The sequence below is a fragment of the Streptomyces sp. NPDC051563 genome, from assembly GCF_044454225.1.
GTDB lineage: Bacteria > Actinomycetota > Actinomycetes > Streptomycetales > Streptomycetaceae > Streptomyces.
The window spans coordinates 121,916-143,499 of the sequence record NZ_JBITDL010000005.1; the positions used below are offsets into that span (position 1 = coordinate 121,916).

Below are 21,584 nucleotides of genomic sequence, written 5' to 3' on the forward strand. Positions count from 1 at the left end.
CCCTCACGACGTACTGCGGACGAACAACTCGCGGACCATGACGGCGGCCATGAACGAGACCCCGTGCCAGCGCGCCTTGCGTTCGAACCAGAGCCAGTCCCCGTCGGGGTTGGCCTCCAGGAACACCGCCTCCCCGGTGTCGGACACGAGCAGGTCGAACGCCCCGTAGCGCAGGTTCCAGGCGGTGCACAGGGTGCGTACGGCCTCGGCCGCGGGGCGCGGGCAGTCGACGCGCGTCACGGTGACGCTGTCGGGATCCGTCATCGGGCTCGACGGACCGGGCTTGCCGACCTCGAAGGCGCAGATCCCGCCGTCGAGGTGGTAGACGCGCAGCTCGCGCACGTGCGCCACGTACTCCTGGACGACGACCGGGCGTTCTCCCGCGACGCCCGGGGCCGGTCCGGGGTCCCGCTCCGCCGCCTCCGGGCCCACGACCGAGGGCAGGCAGTCCTTCCAGGTGTGCCGGTCCGGCTCGAACAGCCGGAAGTCCGGGGTCTTGACGACGAGGACCGGAGCCCCCACCTCGCGCGCACCCGCGGGCACGTCGTTGGTGACGACCGTACGGGGCGTGCGCACACCGAGCCTGCGGGCCTCCACCAGCTGGCCCGGACCGACGAGCGTGCCGCCGGGCAGCGCGGCGTCCGCCGTGGCCGCCACCTGGCGGAGGAAACCGGACCAGGACTCCGCCCGCAGCGGATTCACCGAACCGGCTGGTCTCGCCTGCGCCATCAGCGCACAGGCCGAACCGTGCCGCACCCACACCACGGCCGGTCTGACCCGGCGCCCGGAGACGTCCAGCAGACCGGTGTCCACGTCCAGGGCCAGGGACGTCGACATGAGTTCGTCCTGGCGGATCAGTATCGCCGGAGTTTCCAGCGGCCCCGTCAAAGCGTCGCGCACGACCTCCAATTCACGGCCGCCCGCGCAATTCACCAGAACCACAACGGATTGGGCGTCGCGGTCTTCCGCCCGTCCTGAACGGCTCATGCTGCGAATGCTAACCAGCGGGGGCGGCGCAAGAGGCGGCAGAACGGAGGCAGTTCCCAGGCAACTTGGGTCGTGGCCGCGCTTGCGCGCCGTCCCGCGGGCGTAACGTCCTGCCGCAGCAACGCGATCGGCCATCCCGGAAAATACCGGCCGGAGAAAATCCAAGAGGACCATCGATCACATTGTGGAGGGCGGACCGTGGCGAATGGTGTGGTGAGCGCCGAGGAACTGACCAAGCGTTATCGCGGGAAAGAGACACCGGCAGTCGACCGAATTTCATTCGACATCGCCAAGGGCGAGACCATCGGGCTGCTGGGACCCAACGGGGCCGGAAAGACCACCCTGATGAAGATGATCTGCGGCGTCACCCCGCCCACCACCGGCCGGATCCGGGTGTTCGGCGTGGACCCCGCCCGCGACCCCGTCGCCGCCAAGACCGGCATCGGCGCGATGCACCAGTCCGCCCCCTACGACGAGATGCTCTCGGCCCTGGACAACCTGCTGATCGCCACCCGCTTCAAGGGCCTGTCCTGGCGCACCACCCGCCCCTGGGCGATGGAGGTGGCCGAGTACCTCGGCCTCGCCGACCACCTGTCCCGGCTCGTCTTCCAGCTGTCCGGCGGACAGCGCCAGCGGCTCCAGCTCGTCCGGGCCCTGCTGACCATCCCCGAACTCCTCATCCTCGACGAACCCTCGGCCGGACTGGACGTGGCCGGCCGGCACCAGATCGAGCGCTTCGTGCGCTGGCTCCGCGAGGAGTACGGCATGACCGTGATCTGGACCAGCCACATCATCCAGGAGCTGGAACGCAACGCCCAGCGGGTCCTGGTCATCAACCAGGGCAAGGTGGTCCGCTTCGCCCAGCCGAGCGAGCTCGTCCGGGAGTTCGGCGGCGCACACCTGCTGGTCAGCGTGGACGACGCGGTGGCCGCCAAGGTGGTCAAGGAGTGGGCGGCCACGGCCGGACTGACCGCCACGGCCCAGGACGCCGAGGTCCGCATCGAGAACGCGCAGGTCCGGGACGTGCTGCCGCAACTGTCCCGGCACTGCCACGACTCCGGAGTCGCGATCTGCGGAATCTCCACCGTCACCGACTCGCTGGAGCAGGTCTTCCTGCGCATGACCGGGAACGAGGGCTGACACCGTGGCCGACCTGGGATTCAAGACCACCGCACCGGTCGCGTCGGGCAAGCCGGCCGACTTCACCGCCGTGTTCTACCGCGAGTACGCGCTCCTCGCCCGCAACAGGGTCAACCTCATCCTCGGACTGACCCCCATGCTCGTGTACCTGCTCCTGGTGAACACCTCGCTGGGCAACGTCGTCGGGAACATCACCTACCGCGGCGAGACCCTCCCCTTCGCCGTCTTCCTCCTCCCCATGGTGCTGTCCATGTCGGTGGTCAGCGCCTCCGGGACGACCGGCATGGCCATGTTCCAGGAGGAGATGAGCGGGGTCTCGACCCAGCTCTGGAGCTGGCCGCTGCGCCGGTCGCGCTTCCTGGCCGGCAAACTGCTGGCCGGGGTCTCGCTCGTCCTGGCCCAGAGCCTGCTGGCCCTGGCCGTCGCCGCGGTCATCTTCGACTACCCGTTCCACGCCTCCCACTGGATCTGGCTGCTCCTGGCGCTGGTGCTCTCCTCGGTGGCGTTCAACGGGCTGTACCTCGCGGCGGCCGTGCTCATCAGCGACTACCGCACCTTCATGGTGCTCACCAGCGTGTCGGTGCCCGTCCTCGTCTTCGCCGCACCCTCGCTGTCCACCTCGCAGCAACTCCCCACCGTGCTGCGGTGGATCTCGACAGTGAACCCGGTCTCCTACGCCGTCACCGGGATGCGCGACGCCGCGATCTTCGGCCTGGGCAAGGCCTGGCCCTCCCTGCTGGTGCTCGCCGTCGTCGCGGTCGTCGCCAACTTCGTCGCCGGCCGGGCGCTGTTGCGGCGCACCCGGAACCTCTGACCCCAGGAGCTCCCACCGTGCAGACCGACCATGCGCCCCTGGCCTGGCTCGCCACGCCGGCCGACCGCTCCGTGCACCGACTGCCCGGCACGGACCGGGCCCGACCGCCCAAGGACACCTGCGAGATGGTGACCCGCGCCGCGGCCAAGGTGGGCGTCACCCGGGTCGCCGACATCACCCGCCTCGACTCCATCGGCATCCCGACCTTCCAGGCGATCCGGCCGCTCTCCAGAACGCTCGCCGTCTCCCAGGGCAAGGGCATGACGCCCGAACTGGCCCGGCTCTCCGCGGTGATGGAGTCGGTCGAGACCTGGCACGTGGAACAGCCCTCCCTGCCCGTGCTGACCGCCACCCCGCGCAAACTCGGTACGCAACTGGGCTATGACGTAGGAGCGTTGGCTCCGGCCGCGCCGAGCCTGCTGCACGACGGCCTGCCGTTGGAGTGGGTGGCGGCCAGGTCCCTGGTCGACGGAGCGCGCACCCTCGTCCCCCTGAACGCCGTCCGCCTGACGCTGGAGGAGCGCACCGACTGGAACCCGCCGGTGTTCTTCGAGTCGACGAACGGGCTGGCCGGCGGCAACACCCGGATCGAAGCCGCCCTGCACGCGCTCTGCGAGGTCATCGAGCGCGACGCGCTGACCGCAGCGGTCGCCGCGGGCGGGGAGATGGGCGTACGCGTCGACCCGCGCTCCCTCGGGTCGCCGGTGGCCGACGAGCTGTGCACGCTGATCGAACGGGCCGACGTCACCCTGGAGGTCCGCCTCGTCCCGTCACCCACCGGCCTGCCCTGCTTCCTGTCCTGGGTCGCGAGCGAGGAGTACCCGGCGCCGATGTTCGGCTTCGGCTGCCACCTCAGCCCGGAGATCGCCCTCACCCGCGCCGTCTCCGAAGCGGCCCAGGCCCGGCTCGCGTACATCTCGGGGGCCCGGGACGACCTCCGGGAGGACTTCGGACACGTCGACGCCGGCCGGCTGCGCAGCGCGCGCTCCGGCCCGGCCGCCGCCGACATCAGGGGCCTCGTGGAGGACCCCGTCCCGCACGACAGCCTGGCCGGCGCCCTCGCCCACGTGGTGCGCCGGGCGGCCGCCGCCTTCTCCCATCCGCCCCTCCTCGTCGACCTGACGCGCGAGGAGATCGGGGTCCCGGTCGTCAAGGTCGTGGCTCCGGGGAGCCGCGTATGCCCGGAGGTGCTGTAGTGAACGGTTCCAGGGTTGTCGTCTACGCGGGGCCGACCCTGTCCGCCGCCGACGTCCACGCGGTGCTCCCGGAGGCGCAGGTGCGCCCGCCCGCCGGCCGGGGCGACCTCCTCGCCGAGCAGTGGCACCCCGGAGACGTGGTCGTGGTCGTCGACGGCTACTTCCGGGAACGGCGCTCCGTCGGCCACAAGGAGATCCTCCAGGTGCTCACCGAGGGCGCGGAGGTGATCGGCGCCGCGAGCATGGGCGCGCTGCGGGCCGCCGAACTCGCCCCCTGCGGCATGCGGGGCCTCGGCACCGTCTTCACCATGTACGCCTCGGGCGAGATCGACGGGGACGACGAGGTGGGGGTCCTGCACGGTCCGGCCGAGATGGGGTACCCGGCACAGACCGTGGCCCTGGTGAACCTCCGCTACGGCTGCAGGGAGGGCGCCGAGACCGAGCTCATCGCGCCCGAGGCCGGCCGGCGGATCGTGGCCGCGGCCGCGGCGCTGCCCTTCACCCACCGCGGCTGGAAGGACATCGAGCGGGCGCTGGACGAGGAGGACCACGAGGCCCTCGGAACGCTGGAGGAGATGATCCACTCCGGAGTCTGGGACCTCAAACGGCTCGACGCCATGGCGGCGCTGCGCACGCTCGCGAGCCGGGGCGCGGTGCCCCCCGGTCCGGTCGCGCCCGAGGTGCCCTTCACCGGCATCAGCCGGGCCAGGTCCCTGGTCCGCCGGACCCGCCGGGAGCACGCTCCCGGCCGGTGGATGTCGGACCTCGACGTACTGGACGCCGCCCGGCTGTTCGACGAGGGCTACCCCGTGCTGCACGAGGAGGTGCTGACCGGGCTGCTGGAGGAGCTCGCCGGCGCCCGGGGCATGACGCTCGAAGGGTACGCACGGGCCAAACTCGGACTCGACGGCCGGTCGCCGCTGCCCGAGTCCCTCGCCCGCTGGTTCACGGAACGGGAACGGGCCGCGCTCCCCGACGCCGACCGGATCAGGTTGCTCATGGTGCGGGTGTGGCCCGTGTGGCAGTCGGTCGACTGGCGACCGGCGGTCCTGGCGCGGCTGCGGGACTCCGAGCGCTGGGAGGAGTGGTGCGCCCTCGTGGTCCGGGCCGACGAGGCCGCGGAGGAGGCCGGGCCCAGGCTGGTGGTCCCGCCGCCGCAGATGTGCGCGAAGCTCTTCCTGCGCCACTGGCAGGGGCGCGGGACCTCCCCGGACATCGAGATGGCCCGCCGCGGCTTCACCGGCGCGGAGGGGCTGGGCGCGGCGGTCCCGAGGTTCTTCGCCCTCGACGTCCGGCGCGGCCGCGAACGCCGCGAGGCCGGCGTCCGCTGACCCCGGGCGGGCGGGGGCGGGGCGGGCGGCCTCGCCCGCGGGCCCCTCGCTCCCGGCCCCGGCGGGCCGCCGTCAGCCCCGGGCCGCTGAGGGCTCCGGCTCTGAGGGCTCCGGCTCCGCGGGCTCCGGCAGGCCCCGGGCCAGGGCCCAGGCCAGCAGGGGGAGCGCGGCCAGCGGAAGCAGGGCCGTGCGCAGGGAGGCCGCGTCGGCCGCCGCGCCGATCAGGGGACTCGCGAGGCCGCCCACGCTGACGGTCAGGCCGAGGGTGACCCCGCTCGCGGTGCCCATGCGGGTCGGCAGGTAGTCCTGGCCCAGGGTGACCTGGAGGGAGAACGGCACGTACAGGGCGGTGGCGGCCAGCGCCGAGCAGACGTACACCAGCGGCAGCGGCAGGAAGAGGATCCCCGCGACGGCCGGCACCACGGCCGCGTAGGCGCGGTGGACGGTGGTGACGCGCCCCCAGCGGGCGGCCAGCCGGCCGCCGAGGAGGGTGCCGCCGGCGCTTCCGGCGAAGAGGGCGAACAGGGCGACGGCGCCGGCGGTTTCGCCGCCGCCGCGCTCGCGGACGTACAGCGCGATGAAGGTGCTCAGGCCGGTGAAGACCACCGAGCGCACGACGACCACCAGGGAGAGCCGCAGGAAGGCCCGCCAGTCGTCGGCGGGGAGCCGGACGGGGGCCGGAACCGGGCTCGCGGCCGCCCGGTCCGCGGCCGAACGCTTCGCGGACGGCGGCCGGTTGAGGAACACGCCCAGCGCCGCCGGGAGGGCCAGCAGCCACCACCCCGCCGGGCCCGGCAGCGCCAGCGCGCCGACCACCAGCAGCGGGGCGCACGCGAAGCCGATGTTGCCGCCGAGCGCGAACCAGCTCATCGCGCCGTGCCCGGGCCCGCCCACCGTACGGACCAGCCGGGCGGCCGCCGGATGGTAGGCGGCGACGCCCAGCCCGGACAGGGAGACGGCGGCCAGGGTGGCCGCGTACCCGGCGTCGAGTCCGACCAGCGCCACGCCCAGCCCCGCGGCGGCCGTGGCCAGCGGGATCAGCCAGGGCATCGGCCACCGGTCGGTGAGCACCCCGAACAGCGGCTGGACCACCAAGGAGAGCAGCGAGGCGGCCAGCACGATGCCGGACGCGGCGGCGTAGCCGTAGGCGCGCTCCGATACGAGGAAGGGCACGAGGGCGGCGACGGCGCCCTGGTAGACGTCCACGCAGGAGTGGCCCGCGGAGAAGGCGGCCGTACGGAGCCGTGCGGGGCGGGACGCCGGGGCGGAAGGGGGAGCAAGGGTCTGGGACTGGGACTGGGTCTGGGGCGGTCGCATGGAGGTCACCGGTCGAGAATCGCTCTCGCCGGGGGCGGCCCGCTTCCGATAAATTGCCGGGTGATGCAGAAAATCCGCCACACCCCGCGCGCAGCGACGAGCATCCGCGAGCTCGACACCCACCACGGCATCGATCCGCACCGGCACGACGACCACCAGATCTGTTACGCCGGTTCCGGGGTGCTGTCCGTCACCACCGATGCCGGTACCTGGGTGGCGCCGACCACCCGCGCCCTGTGGATCCCCGCCGGGACCGTGCACGAGCACCGGGCCTTCGGCCGCGTCGACCTGCACTGCGTGGGCCTGTCCACGCACCTCAACCCGCTCTCGCTCTCCGCCCCCGCGGTGCTCGCCGTGGGCCCCCTGCTGCGCGAGCTGATCCTGGCCTACACCCGGGCCCCGCAGGACGACAGCGCCGAACGCCGCCGGATGCTGGCGGTGCTGCTCGACCAGCTGCGGGCCTCGCCGCTCCAGCCGCTGCACCTGCCCGCTCCCTGCGATCCCCGGCTGGCCGCGGTGTGCGCGCTGCTGCACGCCGACCCGGCGGATCCGCGCGGGCTGGCGGAACTCTCCGCGCAGGCCGGGGCCGGGGCGGGGGAGCGGACCCTGAGCAGGCTGTTCCGCGCCGAGCTGGGCATGACCTTCCCCCAATGGCGGACCCAGCTGCGCCTGCACCAGGCGCTGCGGCTGCTCGCCGTGGACACCCCCGTGACCGCGGTGGCGCACCGCTGCGGCTGGTCCTCGGCGAGCGCGTTCATCGACGTGTTCCGGCGCGCCTTCGGACACACCCCGGGCGCGCACGCCAAGGCGGGCTGACCCGCCAAACCGCCAAACCGCCAAACCGCCAATCCGGCCATCCGGCAATCCGGCCATCCGCCCGTCTCGCCGTCCGCGCCGCACCGGGCCAGCATGGAGGGAGAGGACCGGTTCGGGGCCGGGCGACGGGAGGATTCCCCCATGGCGCACACCCCGACGACCGACGTGCTGATCGTGGGCGCCGGTCCGGTCGGCCTCAGCGCGGCCGCCGAGCTGCGCCGGCACGGCGCGAGCTGCCGCCTCGTCGACCGGCTGCCGGCCCGCCTGCCGTACGCGAAGGCGGTCGGCATCCAGCCGCGCACGCTGGAGATCTGGGACCGGATGGGCCTGGTCCGCACCGTCCTGGAAGCCGCCGCGCCGCTGCGCGGTCAGCTGATCTACGTCAACGGCGCCGAGCAGGCCCGCATCGAGCTCGTGCTGCCTCCCGAAGTCCCGTACGGATTCGCCGCGTTGCCGCAGTACGAGACCGAGCGGATCCTCGAGGAGCACCTCGCCTCACTGGGCACCGTGATCGAACGCGGCACCGAGCTGCTGTCGTTCACCCAGGACGGGGACGGCGCCGGGGACGCGGACGGGCCCGCGGCCGGAGTGACCAGCCTGCTGCGCACCGCGTCCGGCGGCGAGGAGGAGCTGCGCACCCGCTACCTCATCGGCTGCGACGGAGCGCACAGCACGGTCCGCAAGGGTCTGGGACTCTCCTACGAGGGCGGGGCCTTCGCCGAGGAGTACATGCTGGCCGACGTGGTCAGCGACTGGGACCTGCCCGAAGGGTACGGGCTGCGGTCCACGCGCCAGGGCGCCGACGGGAGCGCCGACGACGTGCTGGTGTGCATCCCGCTGCCCGGCCGGGGCCGCTACCGCATGTCGATGCTGGTACCGCCCGAACTCTCCGCGCAGCCGCCCGGCGGACCGGCGGCGGGCTCGGCGGGCGGCCCCGGAGCGGGCGACGGAGTGCGGCACGGGCTGGAGGGCGGCCGGGTCCCCGAGCTGTCCCACATCCAGGCCGTCGTGGACCGCCTCGCGCCGTCCCCGGCCACGGTCACGGGCATGCGCTGGTCCTCGGTGTTCCGCATCAGCCACCGCATCGTCGACCGCTACGGCGACGGTCGCGTCTTCGTCGCGGGCGACGCCGCCCACATCCACCCGCCCACCGGCGCCCAGGGCATGAACACCGGCATCCAGGACGCCTGCAACCTGGCCTGGAAGCTCGCGCTCACCCTCCGCGGGGCGGGCGGTCCCGCCCTGCTCGCGAGCTACGACGCCGAACGCCGCCCCGTGGGCGAGGAGGTCGTCGGCCGGACCGTGCGGCACGCGACCCGGGGCATGGAGAACGAACAGGACGGCATGCGGACCGTGATGCTCCGTGAGGCCCAACTGCTCGTCGGCTACCCCGACGGACCGCTCGCCGGCCGTCCCTTCGGCCCGGCCGACGCCCCGCAGCCCGGTGAACGGGCCCCGGACTGCGGCGGGTTGTCCCTGCCCGTCGCCGCGTACCCCGTACGGCTGCTCGACGCCCTGCGCGGCCGGGCCGGCCACGTGGTGCTCCTGTACGGGGCCGACGGCGCGGCCCTGGCCGAGGCCGCCGAGCAGAGCGGTGCCACCGGCCTGCTCACCGTGGCCGTCCTCGCCCGCGAGGCCGCGCCGGACGCGGCCGCCGGACTCCCGGCCGCCGTCCCCGGATACCGGGACGCCGCCGGGGAGTTCGCCCGGCTGTACGGCGCCGACGGCCCGACCGGATTCCTGGTACGCCCCGACGGGTACCTCGGCGCCCGCTTCCCGCTGTCCGGCACGGCGGCGGCCCTGTCCGGCTACCTCGCCTCGCTGTCCGCCCCGACAGAGGCGCCGGACACCCCCTAGGCGCGTGCGTACCGCAGCAGCACCACCCCGTTGCCGAACGCGCGGGTCTCCTCCAGCCGGAGCGGGACCAGGCCGTCGGAGGGCGGGAAGAGGGAGCGGCCGCGGCCGATGCGCACGGGCTGCACGTAGATCCGGTACTCGTCCACCAGGCCGTGGCGCAGGAAGGAGGCGGCGAGGTCCGCCCCGCTCAGGGTCAGGTCGCCGCCCGGGGCGGCCTTGAGGGCGAGGACCTCCTCCGGGACGACCTCGCGGAGCACGGTCGCGTTCGGGTCGGCCTGCCGGGCCTCCAGGGTGCGCGAGTACACGTACTTCCGTGCCGAACGCCAGATGCCCGCGAAGTCCGCCTCCGCCGCGCTCGCGGCCGGATCGGCATCGGCGGTGGGCCAGTAGGCGTCCATCAGCTCGTAGGTGACCCGGCCCATCAGCATGCCGCCGACGGACCGCAGTGCGTCGTTCATGTGCTGGTGCAGCTCTTCGTCGACGCGGTGCCAGTCGATCTGCCGCTCCGGGCCCTCGTAGTAGCCGTCGAGGGAGACCTGCGACATCAGGATGATCTTTCGCATGACGAACCAGGCTACGCGCCCTCCATACTGGACGGCGTGACCGCCAAAGCCGACACCCCCGACACCCCCGATGCCCCTGTCGCTTCCGGCTCCGCAGCCGCCGACACCGTCCTGTGCACCGTCGAGGGCCGCACCGGGGTGATCACCCTCAACCGCCCCAGGGCCCTCAACGCCCTCACCCACCCCATGGTGCTGCGCATCGCCGCGGCCCTGGCCGGCTGGGAGCGGGATCCGGACGTGGCGCAGGTGCTCGTCCGCGGTGCGGGTGACCGGGGGCTGTGCGCCGGCGGGGACATCCGGGCCATCCACGACGACGCAAAGGCCGGCACGCGGGCCTCGGCCGCCTTCTGGCGCGACGAGTACCGGCTGAACGCGGCCATCGCCCGCTACCCCAAGCCCTACGTCGCCCTCATGGACGGCATCGTGATGGGCGGCGGAGTCGGCGTGTCCGCGCACGGCAGCGTCCGCGTGGTCACCGAACGCTCCCGCGTCGCCATGCCCGAAACCGGCATCGGCTTCGTCCCCGACGTCGGCGGCACCCACCTGCTGGCCCGCGCGCCCGGCCTGCTCGGCACCCATCTCGCCCTCACCGGCTCCGCGGTGGGCGCCGCCGACGCCCTGCTGTGCGGGCTCGCCGACCACTTCGTCCCCTCCGGCCGGCTGCCGGAGCTGACCGCCGAACTCGCCGGGGCCCCGGCCGGGGAGGTGCTGGGGCGGTACGCCGCCGAGCCCGGGCCGGGAGCGCTGGCCCGGGCACGGGAGTGGATCGACCACTGCTACGCGGCCGGCACCGTCGAGGAGATCGTGGACCGGCTGCTCGCTTACGGGGACCCGGAGGCGAAGGAGGCCGCCGAGACGATCCTCGCCAAGTCCCCGACCGCCCTCAAGGTGACCCTCGAGTCCGTGCGCCGGGCCGCCGTCCTCGGCGCGCTGGAGCCGGTGCTGGAACAGGAGTTCCTGGTCTCCTGCCATGCGCTGACCGCGCCCGACCTGGTGGAGGGCATCCGGGCGCAGGTCGTCGACAAGGACCGCAGCCCGCGCTGGTCCCCGGCCACCCTCGGCGAGGTCACCGAGCGGGACGTGGCCGGCTTCTTCGCCCCGCTCGCCGGGGACGGCCCCGGGATCGCCGAGGGGTGAACCGCGCCGCTGCGCGTCGGCGCCGGGTCAGGGCCGCCGCGCGCGGTACATATCGCGGAGCAGGGCGATCTCGGCCCCGTGGTGCAGCAGTTCCTGGTTGACCCACCAGACGATGTCGAGGAACGGCTCCTCCGCGTCGCTGCCGTGCGGGTAGCTGCAGTACCCGACGGTGTCCAGGGCCGCCTCGTCGACGCTCAGCAGCGCGTCGTGCCAGGCCCCCGCGGCGGAGTCGAAGCCCGCGAGCGCGCCCGCGGCCCCGGCTTCGACGCGGTGGTCGGCCCGGGTCAGCGTGCGGGTCCCGGCGGTGTGGTCGGCGCGCAGGGCGAGCATCTCGGTGAGGTGGCTCAGCCGCCACGCGATCGTGGTGAACGGCGGCGGCCAGGGATGCGGATAGGCCGCCGCATCGCGCCCCCAGTCGCCCGCGCCGGCCAGCGCGGTGGCCCGCGGTCCCGGCCCGTCCGCGCGGCGCCGCACCGACCAGCAGTCCGGCACCGGCTCCCAGAGGTACTCCTCGTCCGTCAGCGGGCCGCCGACCTCGGTGTCCGTCCCGTCGCCGCTGTCCACGACGGGCCCGGCCATGCGGTCGGAGAGGCGGGTGCGCGCGAAGTCGAACTGGTCCAGCAGGGGGGTCAGGCGGGGTGGGGTCACCGGAGCGTGCTCTTGTCCTCGGCGGTGGCGGCGGCAGCTTCGGCGGCGGCCGGTTCGGCCGTCGTCCCGGCCGCCGTTCCGGTTGGGCTCTGCGCCCAGTCAACCAGCTCGGCGATCACGCCGTGGAGCCGGTCACCCGGAAGTCCCGGTCACACGTAAGTCCCGCTCACCCGCAAGACCGGATCACCCGCAAGACCGATCACCCCGAGGCCGCCCGCGCGGGCCTGCCTACCGGTACCCGGTGGGGTCCGCCGGGAGGTCCGGGTCCTGCACCTCGACCATGTACCGCCAGGCGTCCGGCCGGCTGCCGTCCACGTCCGTGAAGCCGTAGACCCGGGCGAGCTGCCCGCTGGAGAGCGACTTCCCGTTCCAGCGCGACAGTTGGGGGTCGGCCACCAGGGCCGCGACCGCCCGGCCGACGTAGAGCGGGGTCTCCGAGATGCCGAAGTGCGGGACCGTCTTCAGCGCGTCCCGCCACGTCGCCTCGGTGACGCCGAAGGCGTCCAGCATCATCTCCGACCGGAGCCAGCCCGGGGTCAGCGCCACGGCCGTCGCCCCGCGCGGGCCCACCTCGTGGCCGAGGGCGAACGCCATGCGCAGCACGGCCGATTTGGCGATGTCGTAGAAGAAGGAGTTCCGGTAGCGGGTCGCGTTGTACTCCGCCGTGCCGTCCGTCATCTCCACCACCAGCCCGCCCGGTCGGCGCAGCAGCAGCGGGAGCGCGTAGTGGCTGGTGACGGCGTGGGTTTCGACCGCCAGGCGCAGCAGCCGCAGTCCGTTGTCCAGGTCGTGCTCCCAGACCGTGCTCTCCCACTCGAAGAGCCGCTCGCCGCCCCAGATGTCGTTCACCAGCACGTCGAGCCGGCCCTGCTCGGCGTCGATCCGCCCGACCAGGGCCTCGACCTGTGCGGGGACCAAGTGGTCCGCCACCACCGGGATTCCGTGTCCGCCCGCCGCCGTGACCAGCTCGGCCGTCTCCTCGATCGTCTCGGGCCGGTCGTACTCCGAGCGGCTGCCCCGCGTACTGCGCCCGCTCACGTACACCGTCGCGCCCTCGGCCCCCAGGGCGACCGCGATGCCCCGGCCCGCGCCGCGGGTCGCCCCGGCCACCAGGGCCACCTTGCCTTCGAGAGTCCGCTCTGCCTCCGCCATGAACACGACCCTACGATGCCCGCGCGCGGCGGCGGCAGTGCGGCGCGCCTGCGGCTCCGTGAGACGGAGCGGGCGCGCCCTTGAACAACCGGCCCCCGAGGCCGCACTGTTGGCCCAGATCCGTTCGTATTGTCAGGAGACAGGCTTGTCCACCGACCCCGCCGCGCAGGCATCCGAGCCGACGCCCCCGCCCGGGCCGACGCCCCCGTCCGAGTCGACGCCCCCGTCCGCACTCCCGTACGTCATCGACCCCGCCGGCGGCTGCCCGCACGCGCTCAACGCCCGGCTGCGTGCGCAGGGCGCCGTGGCCGGGGTGGTGCTTCCCGGCGGCGTTCCCGGTGCGGTCGTACTCGGTCACGAGGCGCTGAAGGAGTTCCTCGCGCACCCCGATGTGGCCAAGGCCGCCCGGCACTTCCCGGCCCTGCGCGACGGCACCGTCGCAGCCGACTGGCCGCTGCGCGTCTTCGCCGACGCCCAGGGCATGCACACCGCCGACGACGCCGACCACCGCCGGCTGCGCTCCCTGGTGGGCAACGCCTTCACCGTCCGGCAGGTGGAGCGGCTGCGCCCCCGCATCGAGGAACTGACGGCCGGGCTGCTGACCGACCTGGAGCGGGCGGCCGAGGCCTCCCCGGACGGGGTGGCGGACCTGCGCACCCACGTCGCCCTCCCGCTCCCGATGAGCGTGATCTGCGAGCTCCTCGGTGTGGATCCCGAACACCAGGGGCGGCTGCACGCGTTGTCCAACACGGTCATCGTCGCCACGGACACGCCCCCGGCCGAGGTCATGGCGGCCCTGCGCGAGCTCGTCGAGCTGATTGCCGCCATCGCCGCCCTCCGCCGGGCCGATCCGGGCGAGGACCTGACGAGCGCGCTGATCGCCGCCCGGGACGACGACGGCGACCGGCTCAGCGAGGCCGAACTCACCGGCACCATGCGGCTGATGCTGGTCGCGGGCCACGAGACCACGCTCAACCTGATCAGCAACGCGGTGCGCGCCCTGTGCACCCACCGCGACCAGCTCGCCCTGGTACTGGAGGGCAAGGCCACGTGGTCGGACGTGGTCGACGAGACCCTGCGCTTCGACGCCCCGGTCAGCTGGTTCCCGTTCCGCTACCCGACGCGCGACCTGACCATCGACGGGACCGTGATCCCGCAGGGCACCCCGGTCCTCGCCGGCTACTCGGCGGCCGGCCGCGACGAGGCCTTCCACGGCCCGGACGCCGGCCGCTTCGACCTGACCCGCCCCACCGCGGCCCGGAACCTCTCCTTCGGACACGGCGCCCACTACTGCGTGGGGGCCCCGCTCGCCCGGCTGGAGGCCACCATCGCCCTGGAAGCCCTCTTCACCCGCTTCCCCGACCTGGACCTGGCCGTCCCCGATGCCGAACTCCCTTACCAGCGCAGCTTCATAGGAAACAGCGTCGAGTCCCTGCCGGTGCGCCTACGGGGCCTCGGAGGGCGCTGAGACCTCCGTGCTCAGCCAGCCGAGGGCGTCGGGGTACATCGCGATCCAGGTCTGGAAGTTGTGCCCGCCCTGAGGGCGGACCAGCGTCTTGACCCGGACCCCGGAGTTCCGGGCCGCCTCGGCGAATTCGGTCAGCTGCTGCGGCGGGCTGTCCTTGTCCTGGGCCGAGGTGGCCAGGAACAGCCCGACATCGGTGTTCTTGTCGTGCCCGGCCTGCTCGATCAGCCACATCGGGCTGTTGCGCTCGCGCAGCACCGGATCGGACAGCACGTCCGGGTCGCCCGTCAGCGGATCCGGGTCCAGGGCCGCGCCCGCCCGGAACGCCTTCGGGTACTGGAGCGGCAGCTTGGCCGCGCAGAAGGCCCCGGTGGAAATGCCCATCAGCCCCCAGCCCTTGGGCTCGGGGAGCGTGCGGAAGTTCTTGGCGACCAGGTCCGGCACGTCCTCCGCGAGCCAGCTCGCCACCTTGCGCTGCGGGGTGTTCGTGCAGTCGGTGTTCACGCCGCCGGGGTACAGGTCGGGGATCACGAGGATGAAGGGGTGCGCCGCGCCGAGCTTGACGAGCTGCTCCAGCGCGCCGGGCATGTCGCCGATGTCGAGCCAGGAACGCGGCGAGCCCGGATAGCCGTGCAGCAGCATCAGCACGGGGAACCGGGTCTTCTCCGCGCCCGGGGCGTCGTACTCCGGGGGAGTCCACACGATGACCTGGCCGGCGAGCTTCGAGTGGGAGCCGCGGAAGTACGTGGTGCGGGTGCCGTCGCCGCCGAGGGTGAACTTGGCCCGCCCGAGCGGCGGCCCGGTCATGACGGAGTCGTTCTGGCCGGCCTCCGTGCCCAGCAGGTCGTCCCACGAGGAGTAGAGGCCGTAGCTCCCGTTGATCCAGGTGGCCACCACGCAGATGGCGGTGAGCTGGCACAGCCCGATCATCAGCAGCCGGGCCGGCCAGCGCAACCAGCCGGGGCCGGGGATCCGGTTCCACAGGAGCAGCGCGGCGAGCATGGCGAGCCCGGTGACGACGATCAGCGTGACGAGGAACGACGTACTGGTCAGCTCCACTGCGCCGGCTCCTGACGTGCGACGGAATCATGGGGGATTCCGGACATGACACCAAATCTACGATGCGCACCGGCCCGGGGAGGGCGGTGCGCATCGTGTCGGAGCCGGTGGTGCCGTCTCAGATGAGGAAGCGGTACCGGCGCACCAGCGCGGTCCGGCGCCAGGCCCGGCCGAGGCCGAAGTGGTCGCCCGCGGCGGTCGTGGCCACCACGGCTCCGGCCACCGCGAGGATCCAGTGGTCGTCGGTGAGGGGGTTGGTGGCGGGCAGCATCGTGACGAGCCACATGAAGCCCATCATCATCGCGCAGGACACGGCGGCGATCCGGGTGCCGATGCCCAGCAGGAACGCCAGGCCGATGCCGAGCAGGCCCGTCATGAAGAGCAGGTCAAGCCAGCCGGCTCCGGCTACCGAGTCGAAGGTGTGCGCGAAGGGGCCCTTGGTCCCGTGCAGCAGGAACCCTTCGGTCGGCGAGCCGCCGTTGATGACGGACTTGGCCGACGGTGTGCTGAATCCGAGCCCGAACAGCTTGTCCAGGAAGGGCCAGATGAAGGTCCAGGCGACCAGGACGCGGAGGGCGGCGAGGGCGATGCGGGCCGGCAGCGCGGGCGGGGGACCGCTCTCACCTCCGGGCGCCTCCGTGGTCGGTCCCGGGGCGGTGATCTTGCGGGAAGGGGTGAGCAGAGTGGCCATGACGTGCACCTTTGTCCGTTGCCAGGATCTTGTGAATGCATTCACAATCTACGATCTTCATCCGGCGTGAACGTACGGCGAAGATCCCGAGCCGGCAGGGTCGTGAGACCCCGCAGGTCGGGACCTTGGTCCTGGGGTAGATTCACCGCCTGTTCACCTGCACGGTTCCGGGGCTTTCGGGCGGACTGGTGCCGTATGAGGCATGATCGACGGGGATATGCGGAAACCGCAGAAAACACAGAACACGCAGAACGCGCAGAAGATCCAGAAGGCGGCAAGCCGGCGGATTCGTTCCGGGGTGCGCACCAGGATGCCGCCGGTGGCTCCGGCGCGCGCGGGCTACCAGGTCAAACTGCTGGTCGACCCGGACCGGGTGCTCGACGCCGACGGCCGGCCCACGGCCGCCGCGGCCGCGGCGCTCTCCCTCGGCGCGCCCGGACGCTTCGAGGTCGCCCAGTACATGGACGACGCCGGGCGCAGCCTGAACGGGCAGGGCTGGATCGTCCGCATCCGCCGCCACGACGACGAGAACCGGATCCGCCTGGCCTACAAGGCCCGCTTCGACATCGAGGGCGACGGCACGGACCCGGCCGAGGTGCGGCGGGTGATGGACCGGGCATCCGTCCACAACTTCTGTGCGGAAGGCGGCAATTACTCCGTCCAGGTCAACCTCAGCCACACCCGCGCCACCCTCGATTTCACCAACAAGAAGTGCCGGCCGGTCCCCGGCCTCCCGCCCGGCGAGCTGCCCGGGCTCGACGCCTCGCGCGCCCTCGTGCTGGACCGGCTCCCCGGAAAGCTCGCCAAGTGGGCCGCGAAACCTGCTGGTTGGGCAGAGTCGGTCACCGCTTCATCCCGACTCCACGGCCCCGTAAGGCAGGCCAACTACCCTGGCCGGATGCTCGATCACGCGATGGAGACGCAAGTCAGCCGGCTGCGGACCGCCTCCGGCGAGCTGGCCTGGTTCGCCGAGATCACCGCCAAGGGGCGCACCCTGCGGGACGCAGTCGAGCTGCGTGCCGACCTCATGGGCAAACTCCGCGCCGAGGGCTGGCTGCTGGAGCGGGACGCCTTCAAGACCGACCTCATCCTCGGCCGGTGAACACCGCACAGGCCGCGCCGATACGCGTGGCCCACCTGGCCGACCTGCACATAGGCTCCGCCCTGCGCGGGCTGGCGGACTACCCCGGGGCGCCCGCGATAGACCGGCGCGAAGCCCCCTACGAGGCCCTGCGCGCGGCCGTGCGCCGCATCGTCGGGGGCGGCTACCACGCGGTGCTCATCGCCGGGGACGTCTTCGACCGCCGCCACTGCGACGCCCGGTCCCTGGCCGCCTGCCAGGACGCGCTCGGCGCCTTCCACGAGGCGGGCCTGCGCACGGTGGTGGTCTCGGGCAACCACGACGCCGAGACCCCGCTGCCGCACAAGCTGCACCTCCCGCCCTCGGTGCGCTGGCTCGGCGCCGACGCCCCCGAGTCGGTGACCTGGCCCGACCTCGGCGTCACGGTCCACGGCCAGTCGGTGGGGGAGCCCGACGAACACCGCGACCTCGCGGCCGGCTTCCCGCGCGCGATCCCCGGCGCCGTCAACATAGGGCTGCTGCACACCAGCCTGCACGGTGCCTGGAGCCGCCGGACCTGCGCACCGGCCGACCCGCGGACGCTGGCCCGAGCCGGGTACGACTACTGGGCCCTGGGCCACGTCCACCACCGGCTGGTCCCCGCCGCCGGCCCCTTCGCTGCCTACCCGGGCAACACGCACGCCCGCGGCCCCGCCGAGGCGGGCGGGCGCGGTTTCACGGAGCTGCTGATCGAGGGACCCCCCTCGGCGGGCCCCGACCGGGGCCCGGGCGGCCACGGCCGCCGGATCGGGATCCTCCCGGTGGACACGGCACCCGTGCGCTACGAGACGCTCCACCTTCCGTACGCGGAGACCGCCGAAGCCGATCTGAAGGACCGTTTCTCCTCGGTCCCGGAGCCCTCACCCGGCGGCGCGGTCGTATGGACCCTCAGCGCCGCCACCCCGCCCGCCCTGCTCCACGAGGCCCGCGCCCTGGCCGGCCCGGGCGCGATGGTCTGCCCGGCGGAATGATCTGCCTGGCCGAGGGGCTGCCCGCCTCCTGCTGAACGGGCAGGGCACAACGGCCGGAAATACGGGACCAAAGCCCACGAAGCCTCTCACCACGCATTGTTAGGGTCGCCTTACTCCATTCGAACGCAAAGTGGTCGGCCGCTGCCTGCCCGAGCAAAGGGACAGGTGAGGCATGCGCGGACACCGCCGCGCCCTGGGCCGGCTCATTCCCGCCCCCACCGCGGGCAACGCCCCCACGGCGGGCAACGCTCCCGCCGCGGGGGCGGCCCGTCCCGGGCACCGCACGACGCTCCTGCGGTCGCTGGGCCTCCTCGTCCTGGCGGCCCTGCTCCTCGGCGCGGTCTGGGCGAGCCTGATGACCGGCTCCGGACGCGTCGCGGCCGCCGACCTGCTGCCCGCGCTCCTCCACCCCGACCGGACGGACAAGGCCCAGCTGATCCTGCTGGAGGTCAGGATTCCGCGTACGGCCGCCGGGCTCCTCGCCGGGGCCGCCCTCGGCCTGGCCGGCACGGTCATGCAGGGCATCGCGCGCAACCCCCTGGCGGACCCGGGCATCCTCGGCGTCAACGCGGGTGCTTCCGCGGCCGTCGTCTTCGCCCTCAGCGTCCTGGGCATGACGGACCCCGCCCACTACATCTGGTTCGGGTTCCTCGGGGCCCTCGTCGCTTCCCTCCTCGTCTTCACCATCGGCTCCATGGGCCGCGACGGAGCCACCCCCGTCAAGCTGACCCTGGCCGGCGCCGCGACCGGCGCGGCCCTGCTGTCGCTGACCACGTCCATGCTGCTCACCGACTCCAAGTCCTTCGACCAGTACCGGTTCTGGCAGGTCGGCTCGCTGACCGGACGCGACCCCGCCGTCCTGTGGCAGGCCCTGCCGTTCATCGCCGTCGGCGCCCTCATCGCGCTGGCGCTCGGATCGCGGCTGAACGCCCTCGCCCTCGGCGACGACATCGCCCGGGCCCTCGGTCAGCGCGTCGGCCCGACCCGGGCGCTCTGCGCGGTGGTCGTGGTCCTGCTCTGCGGAGCGGCCACCGTCGTCGCCGGCCCCATCGCCTTCCTCGGCCTCGTCGTCCCGCACGCCGTGCGCCTGTGCACCGGCCCCGACCACCGCTGGATCCTCCCGTACAGCGCTCTCGCGGCTCCGGTGCTGCTGCTGGTGGCCGACATCGCCGGCCGCCTCATCGCCCGGCCCGGCGAGGTCCAGGCCGGCATCCTGACGGCCGCGATCGGCGCCGTCCCCTTCGTCCTGCTGGTCCGCCGACGGAAGGCGGCCGGGCTGTGACCGCCTCCCCGAACCTTCCGACGGACACCCCCGCCCCCCGCGCCGACGCGGGGTCGCGGGCCGGGGCCGCCGCCACGCTGCGTACGCTCCGCCGGGCACGGCGCACCCGCGGCCGCACCGTCACGCTCGCGCTGACGGCCGCGGTCATCGCCGTGTTCTGCGCGGCCCTCTGCGTGGGCGACCTCGCCGTACCGCTGCGCGAGGTCATCGCCGCCCTCACGGGTACGGCGGACCCCGGGACCCACTTCATCGTGGTCGAGCTGCGCCTGCCGCGGGTGCTGCTCGGCCTCCTCGTGGGCGCCGCGTTCGGCCTGTCCGGAGCCCTGTTCCAGGCTCTGCTGCGCAACCCCCTCGCCAGCCCCGACGTCATCGGGATCAGCCAGGGCGCGAGCGCGGCGGCCGTCCTGGCCTCCCTCGGGTTCGCGCTCAGCGGCATCGCGCTGTCGGCGGCCGCGCTGGCCGGAGCCCTGCTCAGCGCCGCCCTCATCCATGCCCTCGCCCGCCGCGGGCACGTCTCCGGGGCACGCTTCGTCCTCGTCGGGGTCGGCATCGGCGCCGCCCTGTCGAGCATCACCTCCTACCTGCTGACCAGCTCCCAGGTGACCGCTGCCCAGAACGCCTTCCTCTGGCTCACGGGGAGCCTGAACGGAAGCACCCTTGCGCAGCTGTGGCCGCTCCTCGGGGCCCTCCTGGTGCTGCTGCCGCTCACCGCCGTGGCCGCCCGGGACCTGGAGGCGCTCCGCCTCGGCGAGGACACCGCCGCCGGCCTCGGCACCCCGGTGGCCCGCTCGCGCCTGGCCCTGCTGGGCTGCGCGGTGGCCCTCGCGGGCGTCGCCACGGCCGCCGCGGGTCCCGTGGCGTTCGTCGCCTTCGTCTGCGCCCCGATCGCCCGCAGGCTCGCCCCGGCCTCCGGCGCGGCCCTGGTCCCGGCCGCGCTCACCGGAGCGCTGCTGGTGGCCGCCGCCGATTTCGCCGCGCAGCACCTGCTCTGGTCGAGCCAGTTCCCCGTCGGCGTCGTCACCAGCCTCATCGGGGCCCCGTACCTGCTGTGGCTGCTGGCCCGCGCCAACAGGACGGGGCGCCTCGGATGACCCGTAGGGCCTCCACACCGCCGACCGCGACCCCTCACGACGCGGACTGCACGAAGTACACCGAGTACGCCGAGTACGCCGACTACACCGATTACACCGACTACACGGACGACGAGGAAACAGACATGCCCTGCGGCGGACCCACCCTGGGAACGCGTGACATCCGCCTCGGCTACGACGGCCGCGAAATCGTCCACGGCCTCACGCTCGACATCCCGCCGGGCCGGATCACGATGATCGTCGGTCCCAATGCCTGCGGGAAGTCCACGCTGCTGCGCTCCATGGCCCGGCTGCTGCCCCCGCTCTCCGGGAGCGTCCTGCTCGACGGCCGGGACATCCACTCCCTGGCCACGCGCGAGGTCGCCGCGCGCCTCGGCATCCTGCCCCAGAGCCCCGTCGCCCCCGACGGAATCACCGTGGCCGACCTCGTCGGCCGCGGCCGCTATCCGCACCAGGGCTGGTTCCGGCGGTGGACCTCCGAGGACGACACCGCCGTCGCCGACGCCCTGCTGGCCACCGACGTGCTCGAACTCGCCGACCGCTCCGTCGACGAGCTCTCCGGCGGCCAGCGCCAGCGCGTCTGGATCGCCATGGCCCTCGCCCAGCGCACCGAGATCCTCCTGCTCGACGAGCCCACCACCTACCTCGACGTGAGCCACCAGCTCGACGTCCTCGACCTCCTCGTCGACCTCAACCAGGACCACGGCACCACCATCGCGGTCGTCCTCCACGACCTGAACCTCGCCTGCCGCTACGCCGACCACATCGTCGCGCTGCGCGACGGGCGGGTCATCGCCGAGGGGCCGCCCGCCGAAGTGGTCACGGAGGAACTGGTGACCCGCGCCTTCGGCATGAGCTGCACGCTCGTCCCCGACCCGGTCTCCGGCACCCCGCTCATCGTTCCCATCGGCCGCCACCGCACCGGCCGGACCAGCCCCTGACCGGTC

21 protein-coding genes are annotated in these 21,584 nt (G+C 73.4%); 13 read left to right on the forward strand and 8 right to left on the reverse strand.

The genetic code is table 11. From position 1 onward, the window contains the following. Window positions 1–3: 3 nt before the first annotated feature. The gene (locus ACIA8F_RS08285; protein WP_399377456.1) at window positions 4–837 is read right to left on the reverse strand and encodes a hypothetical protein; all 834 of its coding nucleotides are present in this window, start codon (window positions 835–837) and stop codon (window positions 4–6) included. A gap of 348 nt (window positions 838–1,185) precedes the next feature. Here ACIA8F_RS08285 and ACIA8F_RS08290 point away from each other — a divergent pair, with 348 nt between their 5' ends. The 4 genes from ACIA8F_RS08290 to ACIA8F_RS08305 are packed head-to-tail and all read left to right on the forward strand — an operon-like array spanning window position 1,186 to window position 5,468. After that, window positions 1,186–2,127, forward strand: coding sequence for an ABC transporter ATP-binding protein (locus ACIA8F_RS08290; RefSeq protein WP_399377457.1), 942 nt, complete (start codon window positions 1,186–1,188; stop codon window positions 2,125–2,127). A gap of 4 nt (window positions 2,128–2,131) precedes the next feature. Beyond that, the gene (locus ACIA8F_RS08295) at window positions 2,132–2,941 is read left to right on the forward strand and encodes an ABC transporter permease (RefSeq protein WP_399377458.1); all 810 of its coding nucleotides are present in this window, start codon (window positions 2,132–2,134) and stop codon (window positions 2,939–2,941) included. 17 nt (window positions 2,942–2,958) lie between these two features. Continuing rightward, window positions 2,959–4,137 carry a YcaO-like family protein gene (locus tag ACIA8F_RS08300; RefSeq protein WP_399377459.1) on the forward strand — a complete coding sequence of 393 codons (1,179 nt, stop codon included), beginning with the start codon at window positions 2,959–2,961 and terminating at the stop codon, window positions 4,135–4,137. Then, window positions 4,137–5,468 (forward strand): TfuA-like protein, encoded by a 1,332-nt coding sequence (locus tag ACIA8F_RS08305; protein WP_399377460.1) that lies wholly within the window; start codon window positions 4,137–4,139, stop codon window positions 5,466–5,468. The genes ACIA8F_RS08300 and ACIA8F_RS08305 overlap by 1 nt, the downstream gene beginning before the upstream one ends. A gap of 72 nt (window positions 5,469–5,540) precedes the next feature. On the opposite strand, the gene ACIA8F_RS08310 is transcribed toward ACIA8F_RS08305, so the two are convergent. After that, on the reverse strand, window positions 5,541–6,785 hold the full coding sequence (locus ACIA8F_RS08310; RefSeq protein ID WP_399377672.1) for an MFS transporter: 1,245 nt from the start codon (window positions 6,783–6,785) through the stop codon (window positions 5,541–5,543). A gap of 63 nt (window positions 6,786–6,848) precedes the next feature. Between ACIA8F_RS08310 and ACIA8F_RS08315 the strand changes: the two genes are divergently transcribed. Both ACIA8F_RS08315 and ACIA8F_RS08320 read left to right on the forward strand, forming a co-directional pair. Further along, on the forward strand, window positions 6,849–7,601 hold the full coding sequence (locus ACIA8F_RS08315) for an AraC family transcriptional regulator (protein WP_399377461.1): 753 nt from the start codon (window positions 6,849–6,851) through the stop codon (window positions 7,599–7,601). Window positions 7,602–7,742: 141 nt separating this feature from the next. After that, window positions 7,743–9,458, forward strand: coding sequence for an FAD-dependent monooxygenase (locus tag ACIA8F_RS08320; RefSeq protein ID WP_399377462.1), 1,716 nt, complete (start codon window positions 7,743–7,745; stop codon window positions 9,456–9,458). Here ACIA8F_RS08320 and ACIA8F_RS08325 read toward each other — a convergent pair. Next, complete coding sequence (locus ACIA8F_RS08325) at window positions 9,455–10,021, reverse strand: dihydrofolate reductase family protein (RefSeq protein WP_399377463.1); 567 nt, start codon at window positions 10,019–10,021, stop codon at window positions 9,455–9,457. The genes ACIA8F_RS08320 and ACIA8F_RS08325 overlap by 4 nt on opposite strands. 111 nt (window positions 10,022–10,132) lie before the next feature. Here ACIA8F_RS08325 and ACIA8F_RS08330 point away from each other — a divergent pair, with 111 nt between their 5' ends. After that, window positions 10,133–11,158 carry an enoyl-CoA hydratase/isomerase family protein gene (locus tag ACIA8F_RS08330; RefSeq protein WP_399377673.1) on the forward strand — a complete coding sequence of 342 codons (1,026 nt, stop codon included), beginning with the start codon at window positions 10,133–10,135 and terminating at the stop codon, window positions 11,156–11,158. Between the two features lie 27 nt (window positions 11,159–11,185). Here ACIA8F_RS08330 and ACIA8F_RS08335 read toward each other — a convergent pair whose 3' ends face one another. The 3 genes from ACIA8F_RS08335 to ACIA8F_RS08345 all read right to left on the reverse strand — a co-directional run bounded on the left by ACIA8F_RS08335 (window position 11,186) and on the right by ACIA8F_RS08345 (window position 12,958). Continuing rightward, window positions 11,186–11,806: a DinB family protein gene (locus tag ACIA8F_RS08335; RefSeq protein ID WP_399377464.1), complete on the reverse strand. Its 621-nt coding sequence runs from the start codon at window positions 11,804–11,806 to the stop codon at window positions 11,186–11,188. Next, on the reverse strand, window positions 11,803–11,925 hold the full coding sequence (locus tag ACIA8F_RS08340) for a hypothetical protein (RefSeq protein ID WP_399377465.1): 123 nt from the start codon (window positions 11,923–11,925) through the stop codon (window positions 11,803–11,805). The genes ACIA8F_RS08335 and ACIA8F_RS08340 overlap by 4 nt, the downstream gene beginning before the upstream one ends. Before the next feature lie 109 nt (window positions 11,926–12,034). Next, window positions 12,035–12,958, reverse strand: coding sequence for an SDR family oxidoreductase (locus tag ACIA8F_RS08345; RefSeq protein ID WP_399377466.1), 924 nt, complete (start codon window positions 12,956–12,958; stop codon window positions 12,035–12,037). A 145-nt stretch (window positions 12,959–13,103) separates the two neighbouring features. Between ACIA8F_RS08345 and ACIA8F_RS08350 the strand changes: the two genes are divergently transcribed. After that, the gene (locus ACIA8F_RS08350; RefSeq protein ID WP_399377467.1) at window positions 13,104–14,426 is read left to right on the forward strand and encodes a cytochrome P450; all 1,323 of its coding nucleotides are present in this window, start codon (window positions 13,104–13,106) and stop codon (window positions 14,424–14,426) included. Here the strand turns inward: ACIA8F_RS08350 and ACIA8F_RS08355 are convergent. Then, window positions 14,403–15,482, reverse strand: a complete 1,080-nt coding sequence (locus ACIA8F_RS08355) for an alpha/beta hydrolase (RefSeq protein WP_399377468.1) — start codon at window positions 15,480–15,482, stop codon at window positions 14,403–14,405. The genes ACIA8F_RS08350 and ACIA8F_RS08355 overlap by 24 nt on opposite strands. 118 nt (window positions 15,483–15,600) lie before the next feature. Beyond that, window positions 15,601–16,173 carry a DoxX family membrane protein gene (locus tag ACIA8F_RS08360; RefSeq protein ID WP_399377469.1) on the reverse strand — a complete coding sequence of 191 codons (573 nt, stop codon included), beginning with the start codon at window positions 16,171–16,173 and terminating at the stop codon, window positions 15,601–15,603. Between the two features lie 319 nt (window positions 16,174–16,492). Between ACIA8F_RS08360 and ACIA8F_RS08365 the strand changes: the two genes are divergently transcribed. From ACIA8F_RS08365 to ACIA8F_RS08385, 5 genes are all read left to right on the forward strand, one after another. Continuing rightward, window positions 16,493–17,275 (forward strand): hypothetical protein, encoded by a 783-nt coding sequence (locus ACIA8F_RS08365; RefSeq protein ID WP_399377470.1) that lies wholly within the window; start codon window positions 16,493–16,495, stop codon window positions 17,273–17,275. Continuing rightward, on the forward strand, window positions 17,272–18,264 hold the full coding sequence (locus ACIA8F_RS08370; RefSeq protein WP_399377471.1) for an exonuclease SbcCD subunit D: 993 nt from the start codon (window positions 17,272–17,274) through the stop codon (window positions 18,262–18,264). Before ACIA8F_RS08365 ends, ACIA8F_RS08370 begins: the two co-directional genes overlap by 4 nt. Before the next feature lie 172 nt (window positions 18,265–18,436). Continuing rightward, complete coding sequence (locus ACIA8F_RS08375; RefSeq protein WP_399377472.1) at window positions 18,437–19,546, forward strand: FecCD family ABC transporter permease; 1,110 nt, start codon at window positions 18,437–18,439, stop codon at window positions 19,544–19,546. Further along, window positions 19,543–20,637: a FecCD family ABC transporter permease gene (locus tag ACIA8F_RS08380; protein ID WP_399377473.1), complete on the forward strand. Its 1,095-nt coding sequence runs from the start codon at window positions 19,543–19,545 to the stop codon at window positions 20,635–20,637. The genes ACIA8F_RS08375 and ACIA8F_RS08380 overlap by 4 nt, the downstream gene beginning before the upstream one ends. Window positions 20,638–20,762: 125 nt before the next feature. Then, on the forward strand, window positions 20,763–21,578 hold the full coding sequence (locus tag ACIA8F_RS08385) for an ABC transporter ATP-binding protein (protein WP_399377674.1): 816 nt from the start codon (window positions 20,763–20,765) through the stop codon (window positions 21,576–21,578). The last annotated feature ends 6 nt before the right edge of the window (window positions 21,579–21,584 follow it).